We start from the raw sequence: 6,889 nt of genomic DNA, 5'->3' as shown, positions 1-6,889 counted from the left end.
GCCGTATTTGCAGTACCAGCGTACGGCCCACAGAATGATGTCACGCTGAAAATGCCGGCCTTTGAATGGGTTCATGTGCAGCTCCATCAGCAAAAGGGGATGATAAGTTTATCACCACCGACTATTTGCAACAGTGCCTCAGCAATCATATTTTTAAATTATATAACTCCCAACTGAGCTTTTGCTCCAACGATAAGGCTTTCATTTTGAGTTTCTAAGGCAAATAAACCATACATCAAAGGAGAGGCCGCTGCTCTTTCTAAAGTCTGTTCATATAGTTTATTCCAAACTTTACCCCCTAGTTTTTCATACTCGATGATTAGAGTTTTGAGGCTTTCTTCTCCAAACAAAGTTACATGCCCAGCAAAATCAATCGCTGGGTCATCTATATGGGCTGTTGACCAATCAATAACGCCTGAAACAGCTCCATCCTTTGAAGCTAGTACATGCCCAGCATATAAATCGCCATGTATAAATTGGGTGAAATCTGCCCATAGAACATCATTATCCAACCATTTTCTGTAGCGGGTTTCCAATTGCTCACTTATACCAATTTCAGATTTTACTAACTGCAAATTGTTTGCTATTTCAGGTCTTAAATCTGAAGGTTTCATAATTTTCAAATCATTTTCCCGAACTTCTTTTTCAGGAATACTATGGATTTCAAATAAGGTTTTTGCCAAAGATGTTATGTATTTCGGGCTATCTTTGTCCATATTCCAAATTATTTCATAGGTTTCAGCATCCAAATTTAAAACAGGATTATCTTTAAGTATGGGATAAGCCACTAATTCTGTAGATGAAATTCTCCAATCAGGAACCTCTACAGAAAGATGTTTTTTTACCAATTCTAAAATGCGTTTTTCTTTCTTGATTTGTTCCCTCATGCCATCACGACGAGGAATACGCAGCAACCATTGTTGCCCCTTTGTATCAAGAGCAAAAACGACCTTAAAATCAATGCCCATTTCATTGAAATTCATTTTGTCCGTAAGCAACAAGCCGTGTGCTTCAGCAAGTGATTGAATATCTTGAATTGTCATTTTTAATTTCCTTTAAAGAGTTCAATAATTAATGTTCGGATTAGATTGGCTATCATTAACAATCTCTCTCAAAAGTCTTGATGATTTTGTGGTCTTTGATCTCGTAGATAATGTCAGCAATATTATCGACCAATTGCTTGTCATGAGATACGAAGATAATAGTTCCTGCATAGGACTTCATCATTGTTTCTAATGCGGCAATACTTTTTAGGTCAAGATAGTTTCCTGGTTCATCCATAAGCAAAATATTATATTTTCCTAAAAGCATTTTGGATAAAAGCAGTTTGATGATTTCACCTCCCGATAAGTCGGATAAGTTTTTTTGAATATCATTCGCTCCGATCCCCATTGAAGCCAATACTGCACGAATTTCCGCAACTGTGTACTCGCACTCTTCCTGCATAAAGGAGAGCACAGATTTATGCGTGTTAAATTTATATCCTGTTTGTGTAAAGTAGCCAATTTCAGCTTTTGGAGATATGGTTAATCCATCAGCACGTTCTGATATCATTTTTAACAAGGACGTTTTCCCTGTTCCATTCGATCCAGTTATAGCGACTTTAGCGCCAAGCGGTATTATAAAGTTAGCGTCATCAAAGATAGTACGGCTACCAAATTTTAAGCTCAGACCATCTGCCGTAATCGGGAACTTATTGTGCAGTTCTAGGGCTGAACTTTGACGAAAACGAATAGAACGCAAATGCTCTGGTGCTTGAATATCTTCTAATGCAGCCAAACGCTTTTCCATACTCTTAGCTGCCTGATACAGTTTTCTTTGCTTGGTGCCAGTCATTTTTGCATGCCCAAGTCGTCCAGCACTTTCGGTAGAGTTTTTGGATTTTTCTCCTTTTTTCTTATTGTCTAATCGATTAGCTTGCTGGCGTTTTTCTTGCACAGCAGATTCTAATCGCTCCCGTTCCTTCATCATCAGCTCATATTCTACGGCTTGGTGTTGTCGCTCTTCTTCTTTTTGACGCAAGTAATCCGAGTAACCACCCCAATATTCCGTAATTTTACCGTCTTTTAACTCCCATATCTTGTCTACAACCATATCAAGAAAATATCGGTCATGACTGATAACAAGTAATGCTCCATCAAATGCTTTAAGTTGACCAATAAGTAGATCTATTCCATTGAGATCAAGGTGGCTGGTTGGTTCATCCGCTAGAATGCCATGTACTTGTTGGGAAAATGCGGCAGCAATTTTTGCACGAGTTTCCTCTCCGCCACTCATTGTGTCGTTTTGTACATTGGAAACACCAAGGCGAGATAACATTGCCCGGTCTTCGACCGTTTCTATTTCGATTCCGCCCAGTTGGCTGATATGTGCAAAATCACCAAAACGCTGTAATGTCGCTTCGGCTAAAACAATTTCGCCATTAAGTACTTTGAGTAAACTACTCTTTCCTGCTCCGTTATCACCCACAAGACCAATACGGTCATAAGAGTGAATTTCCAATTCATCAATATCCAAAACATCACGCCCAGCATAATCCAAGCGTATGTTTCTCGCTTTAATAATTAAACTCATTTTTATTTACTCCTGTTTAGCTCTTGAAATTTTTTATGCAGCAAACAGGATTTAGGTGAAAACAAAAGCTAGCATCACAGTGTCCTCCCAAAAAAAAAGCTATTCATCCACAGGGTGGACAAATAGCTAGTCAATTAAGTTATAACTGGAAACTATGCACTAAAAGCATACTTATAAATTAAGCATACTTTTACTTTATATATCCGCATATATTCTTAAAGACACAACAAAAGCCCACCATTATAAAATAGTGTCACTATGCAAATAGTTGTGTCTTAACGAATGCGGATAGAATGCATAAACTTACCTAAAAAATAAAATTCAGTTTTATGATAACTTTACTGTTAAAAGAAGTCTAGACAACCTGAGGGATCCCCACAAAATTTCCATTCATACAATCAGCTATCAGCCTGTTTGATTACTGCCCAGTCCCACTGAACCACCCACTGTAGTATTTGTTTAAGTCCCTGCTGATAATATTGCCTGCGTATTCGCTGTTTGGGTTCTTTGCAAAGTAATATCCCAAGGAAATTCAGGGCCAATACCCGCCTATTTTTAACGGTGTTAGCTTGATAACGCAGGTGCAAACCCGCTTTCTCCGCTGCGCTACCTAGCAGGTAATGAAACCAATTAACCAATGCGGCCAGTAGTAGCAGTATCTCTAAGCGAGATTTCTTCTTGGTACCATGCAAATCGCTACCCAGGCCATAGCGGTGACTTTTCTGATCACGGAAGCTTTCTTCAATTTGCATTCGGCTACTGTAGCACTTAGCAATTTTATCCGCATACCCATGGCAGTCAGCTAAGGATGACACCAACAACCATGGTTCCTTATACGTCTTATTTTTATCGCGTTTCAATAGCTTATAACCTTTGCCAACCAGGACGGCCTGCGTTTCATAGTGTTGTGTTTGGGCAAGCATGATTTTTCCTACACTTTTTGGATCCTTCTTCGCTTGCCGATAAAGCTGATTAACACTGATAAACTTGTCCTGCTCTGCCAATTTAAGCTTCACATTGCCTCGAACTCTAGCTACATAATGCCATCCCAGCTTACGCACTTGTTTCAGCCATGGAACTTTAAACCCCGCGTCAGTGACAATTACGGGCTTACAGTCCTTGGGTAGCATGGCTTTAAGCTGCTTTAAAAACGCCCCGTGTAGGTGTGGGCAGGTATAATCTTCTGCGGCGGCAATCTTCTGTAGCAGAGTCAACGCTCTACCGTCAGCGGCAATGCTGGCACGCAGGATAAAGTGTCGCTTGGCAGTATCGGCATTGCTCCAGTCAACCAAAATCATCGGCTTAGTTTTATGGCCAACAATAGAAGCCGTCAGCGCAGCATAAATCAATGGCAGCTCTCGTTGCAGGTTAGGATTATTGAGTAGACGATCTGCCCGTTTGATACTGACCTTATCTGAAGAGCCAGGCATCGCCCGGCCAATCGCAGTAACGGTGCAACACGCATCCTTTGCCAGGGCGGTTACCGCATCTAGCAAAACCGAAAATCGGGCTTTATGCATTGATTTTGGCGTGACAAAGGTGAGGAAATCAGCGAGCATAGCTTTTACATTCATGGTGAGCATCCGCGGTGTGGGAGTTTTGGCGAATGATCAGATCAGGAACCGCCATGAATGTTCCCCAATCAACTAACATTTTATTTTAACTACAGAATTTCTGGGGATACCTCAGGTGGTTTGCAACTCTTTGGTTTAATTGGTTTGATTTATGGGCCAATTATTTTTGCGTTAACCATGGTGCTGTTACGGCTTTATACTATTGAGTTTAAAGATTTTCTGGAACGCCAAGACAATAGCTAACAATAAGATTGTTGTACTTTAGCGCTTCGCCCTGCCCATATCGGTATACAGTGCATTTACGGGAGAAAAAACGGCTCAAACAGGAAAAAATGAAATGACTGAGTCAGCCGAGAAGAATTTCCCCGCTTATTCGCACCTTCCCTAGATTGCTTTTGAGCCATGCATGCATTTGTTTTTAACCTTCTAAACTGTAGTTGAAACCTATCTTTTCCTCAAAATATCCTCTATGTTGTCCAAGGAAAAGATAATCCAAAACTTTGGAAAAACATAGTAAGTGTTTCAGAATTGCACTTGATAAACGAAACTTCATTACTTAATAATAACTATACAGCATCTATCCGTTATAGAAGTCAGGATACACCAGTAAAAGTAACCCAGAATGAAAATGGATATATATTTGAATTTTCTGCACCACAATGGGCTCCAGCCGTTGGACAGAGTTTAGTACTTTTCCAAGAAAATGAGTGCCTTGGAGGCGGAGTTATTTCTGAAATCCACTAGTAATATATACTAACTCATTCCCTATAACCTTCGAATCAAGGATTTTTATCCAACCTTTTGTAAAAGATTCAAACCATAGCTGGTAATTCTCTTCCATTCCCTTCTCCTTTCCAGATAAAGACTTTATTGGAAAAGATATTACAAAGTTTTGAGTATGAAAAAGCTGTAGGAAATCCAAGATATTTACATCTTGCTGTTTTAGCACAGGAAGCATCTTTAAAAGGAATACTACATCATAAGTACCTTTGTAGACATCACTCTCTTTATTCAAAAACCTATACTTTATCGTCGTCTTTAACTTCCCAATAATGCTACTCAAAAAAGCTATCTCAGCTCTATCAATATCGTATGCATGATATATTATTTTTTCATTTTCATTCCATTGGTATAAAGCTAATGGATTGAAGCCACAACCAAAATCTAAAATAGATGAGACATGTTTGATATTTCCAAATACATAAGTGTAAAAGTCATTTAATGTTGCGACTCTTTCATTCGTCGAAGAATGAATCTTTAGTAAATCTTCTATTGATAACTGCCCCTGATTGTACTTTTTTAATAATTTATCCCAATTAGGATAGGCAGAATAGTAAGACCCCCATATTTGATGCAATTTCTTTTTAGAATAATTCTCAACTTCCTTTAATTTATATTTCTTCTCAGAAATGGAAACAACCTTTTCAACAATATCTGAATCAAGGTTTTCGTACTTTTTTGATTCAAGTATCTTCTTAACAACATCATTCTTATCCATTTGAAAGAACCTACAAGTTAAGTATTTGATAGGAACTGTCATTTCGGGTTTTTTGCGGTTTCGGGTCAAAATTCGGTTTTTCCCCCGAACTACGACTGTTTTCGCACCCCGAACAACTAATCCAATCAGAATTTTCCGGCAACGCCGACTCTAAGAAGTGTAATTCCAGTCCATTTCTGCCGTCAACCCCTGATTCGCGTTAATGCGACAAAGCTCAAACACATAACTCCCCCACGAAGCCATATAAACTCCGATTTCGAGGTGTTATCGGCGTTGTTGACCAAATCCGTCGCTGGATGGCCGTTCCCCAACCCGTTGATACCACTCAATTCACTGGCTGGCGAACAGGCATACCAAGCCCTATCAGCTTGTTCATCACCTTCACGCCAGCCAGGATTTCGCCCACCTGGGCGTTGTAGTTCCGCAGGCTCAGCGTTGGCCCGATGAGTTGCTTGAACCGGTACATGGCGGTCTCGGCTATCGAGCGCTGGTGATAGCCGGAGTCTTTCTTCCATTGCTTCAGTTCACCGGCCTTGAGCGCCGTCACCGCCTCGTTGCGGGGATGGCCTTCCTCCCACGGTGCCGCATTTTTTCTCGGCGGTATGGTGGCTTTCGCCCCCTTTTTCTTCAGTAGCGCATGACAGGCCTTGGTGTCATACGCACCATCGGCGCTGACCTGTTTTATCTTGCGTCGTAAGGGGTTGAGCAACGTCGGTAACACCTCGTTATCCGCCACCGTCTCCAGGCTGACTTCGGCAGCGATGACCGCATGGGTTGTGGCATCCACCGCCAAGTGGAGCTTGCGCCACACTCGTCGCTTCTCCTTGCCGTGTTTGCGAATTTTCCATTCGCCTTCGCCATAGACCTTGAGGCCGGTGGCATCAATGACCAAGTGAGCCACCGGGCCTTGGCTGGGGAGGCGGTACTTGATGTCGACGGTCTTGGCGCGCTTGCTGATACAGCTATAGTCCGGCGACTGCAAAGGCACCGCCATCAGTTGGAACAACGAGTTAATGAAGCCTTCTAGCGCCCGCAGCGGCAACTTGAACAAGCCTTTTAGCATCAGGGCCGTCTCAATGGCGGTGTCACTGTAGTGGAAACCTCTCCCTCGGCGGCCATGGTGGACCAGGCAATGCCACTGCTTAATGGCTTGTTCGTCCATCCAGGGGTATAGGAAGTATAAACCACCTTTTTGCTCCTCATCCGAAGTATCTTACCTGAAATTCCCTCACTCGTTTACCGC

Annotated in this window: 6 protein-coding genes and 2 pseudogenes; 2 read left to right on the top strand and 6 right to left on the bottom strand. The window is 41.6% G+C overall.

Features of this window, described 5'->3' with window-relative positions:
* The 4 genes and pseudogenes from SJ312_RS22665 to SJ312_RS22650 form a co-directional block, all read right to left on the bottom strand.
* A pseudogene (locus SJ312_RS22665) lies at positions 1–75 on the bottom strand (IS6 family transposase); the annotation flags it as partial.
* A gap of 83 nt (positions 76–158) precedes the next feature.
* A complete protein-coding gene (locus tag SJ312_RS22660; RefSeq protein WP_000155092.1) occupies positions 159–1,043 on the bottom strand; it encodes an Mph(E) family macrolide 2'-phosphotransferase in 885 nt (294 codons plus the stop codon).
* Between the two features lie 55 nt (positions 1,044–1,098).
* Positions 1,099–2,574, bottom strand: a complete 1,476-nt coding sequence (gene msr(E) / locus SJ312_RS22655; RefSeq protein ID WP_000052512.1) for an ABC-F type ribosomal protection protein Msr(E) — start codon at positions 2,572–2,574, stop codon at positions 1,099–1,101.
* 398 nt (positions 2,575–2,972) lie between these two features.
* Positions 2,973–4,157 (bottom strand): IS4-like element ISEc29 family transposase, encoded by a 1,185-nt coding sequence (locus SJ312_RS22650; protein ID WP_002001451.1) that lies wholly within the window; start codon positions 4,155–4,157, stop codon positions 2,973–2,975.
* A gap of 48 nt (positions 4,158–4,205) precedes the next feature.
* Here SJ312_RS22650 and SJ312_RS22645 point away from each other — a divergent pair, with 48 nt between their 5' ends.
* Both SJ312_RS22645 and SJ312_RS23540 read left to right on the top strand, forming a co-directional pair.
* On the top strand, positions 4,206–4,391 hold the full coding sequence (locus SJ312_RS22645; protein WP_002026779.1) for a hypothetical protein: 186 nt from the start codon (positions 4,206–4,208) through the stop codon (positions 4,389–4,391).
* A 285-nt stretch (positions 4,392–4,676) separates the two neighbouring features.
* Entirely contained in the window at positions 4,677–4,892 is a 216-nt protein-coding gene (locus SJ312_RS23540) for an aminomethyltransferase beta-barrel domain-containing protein (RefSeq protein ID WP_071547994.1), read from the top strand.
* Here the strand turns inward: SJ312_RS23540 and armA are convergent.
* Together armA and SJ312_RS22635 are read right to left on the bottom strand one after the other, a co-directional pair.
* Positions 4,873–5,646, bottom strand: coding sequence for a 16S rRNA (guanine(1405)-N(7))-methyltransferase ArmA (gene armA / locus SJ312_RS22640; protein WP_000359986.1), 774 nt, complete (start codon positions 5,644–5,646; stop codon positions 4,873–4,875). The two genes, SJ312_RS23540 and armA, sit on opposite strands and share 20 nt — an antisense overlap.
* Before the next feature lie 325 nt (positions 5,647–5,971).
* Positions 5,972–6,811: pseudogene (locus SJ312_RS22635) on the bottom strand (IS5 family transposase); the annotation flags it as partial.
* Positions 6,812–6,889 lie beyond the last annotated feature (78 nt).

The organism is Providencia sp. CIM-Carb-044 (genome assembly GCF_033901115.1).
GTDB classification, from domain to species: Bacteria; Pseudomonadota; Gammaproteobacteria; order Enterobacterales; family Enterobacteriaceae; genus Providencia; species Providencia hangzhouensis.
Note: the sequence above shows the minus strand (reverse complement) of the source record. Positions and strands in the feature narration are given on the sequence as shown.